The organism is Arthrobacter sp. Y3223164 (assembly GCF_059091005.1).
The window spans coordinates 1-1,720 of the sequence record NZ_JBNHGF010000499.1; the positions used below are offsets into that span (position 1 = coordinate 1).

The 1,720-nt window shown below is 70.3% G+C and carries 2 protein-coding genes; both read left to right on the plus strand.

The window, feature by feature from the left end:
• Positions 1-29 precede the first annotated feature (29 nt).
• Positions 30-959, plus strand: a complete 930-nt coding sequence (gene miaA, locus AC5RUJ_RS15800) for a tRNA (adenosine(37)-N6)-dimethylallyltransferase MiaA (protein ID WP_494014166.1) — start codon at positions 30-32, stop codon at positions 957-959.
• Positions 960-967: 8 nt separating this feature from the next.
• Positions 968-1,720 (plus strand): diaminopimelate epimerase (gene dapF, locus AC5RUJ_RS15805; protein WP_494156191.1); only part of this gene is annotated, 753 nt, incomplete at its 3' end.

The window sequence follows — 1,720 nt, forward strand, 5'->3', positions numbered from 1 at the left end:
GCGCTGCCGGGCCGAACCGCCTGACGGCGATGCCGGTCCACCCCCAAGCGCCGCGCGGCCCGGCGGTCATCGCCGTCGTCGGTCCCACCGGCTCCGGAAAATCGGATCTCGCCGTCGCGCTGGCCCGGCGGCTGGGCGGGGAAGTGATCAACGCCGACGCCATGCAGTTTTACCGCGGCATGGACATCGGCACGGCCAAAATCGATCCGGCCGAGCGGCAAGGAATCGAGCACCACCTGCTGGACATCCTCGACGTGACGGAAGAGGCGAGTGTCTCTGCCTACCAACACCAGGCCAGGGAAGCGATCGACGCCGTGCACGGGCGGGGGCGCCGGGCCATCCTCGTCGGTGGTTCCGGACTGTATGTACGGGCCGCCCTGGATGCGATCGAGTTTCCGGGTACCGATCCGGCCCTGCGCCGCGGCCTCGAAGAGGAGCTGGAAAGCCTCGGCCTCGCAGCGATGCGGGAGCGGTTGCGGCAGGTCGACCCGGTGTCCGCCGGGCGGCTGGCCGACGCCCGCCGGGTTATCCGGGCGCTGGAAGTGCGGCAACTGACCGGGCGTCCGTTCAGCTCCTACATGCCGGAGCGGGAGTATGTCCGCCCGACCGTTCAGATCGGCCTCCGGGTGGACCGCGAGCGGCTCAAGCACCGCCTGGCCGGCCGCGTCCATACGATGGTGGAACGCGGGCTGCTGGAGGAAGTCGCGGCACTGGACCGGCAGGGCCTGCGCCAAGGCCGGACTGCCTCGCGCGCGCTCGGCTACGCCCAGTTCCTGAAGGTGGTCGACGGTGAATGGACCCGGGACGAGGCCGCCGAGGACACCATCGCCGCCACCCGCAAGTTCGCCAGGCGCCAGCTGACCTGGTTCCGCGCCGATCCGAGGATTCACTGGCTGGACTGGGAGGATCCGCTGGCGGCGGACAAGGCGGCAGCGCTCATCGCTAAGCTTGAGCCGTGAACAACCCCATGCCTGATCATCTGTCGGCCCTTGCCGGGCTGCCCTTTGCCAAGGGACACGGCACCGGCAACGACTTTGTGCTCATTGCCGATCCCGACGGGGCCAAGCGCCTCGGGGCCGAGGCGGTCGCCGGCCTCTGCCACCGCCACCTCGGCATCGGCGCCGACGGGCTCATCCGTGCGGTCCGGTCCCGGCACCTGCCCGAGGGCCGCGAGCTGCTGGAGAGCGCGCCGGAGGCCGAGTGGTTCATGGACTACTACAACGCCGACGGCTCGACCTCGGAAATGTGCGGCAACGGGGTCCGCGTCTTCGTGCATTTTCTGCTCGCCGAAGGACTCGTCCAGCTGCCGGCCGGTGAGTCGCTGACCATCGGGACCCGGGCGGGAACCAAAACGGTCAGCCGGTCCGCCAACGGCTACGCCGTGGACATGGGGCCGTGGGAGTTCATCTATCCGGCGGAGGCTGCCGCCAGGGCGATGGATTCGACGGTCACCGCAGGCGGCCTCCAGGTGCCGCGGCCGGCACTGTCGGTGAGTCTGGGGAACCCGCACACAGTGGTCGCCCTCGCCGGGCTCGAAGAACTGGCCGCCACCGAGTTGTTCCACGCGCCGGCGGTAGACCCGGTCCCGGAGAACGGAACGAATGTTGAGTTTGTCGTGCCGGCGGAGCCCCTCGTCGCCGACGGCGCCGGGCACATCAGCATGCGCGTGCACGAGCGCGGGGTGGGGGAGACCCAGTCCTGCGGGACCGGCGCCTGCGCT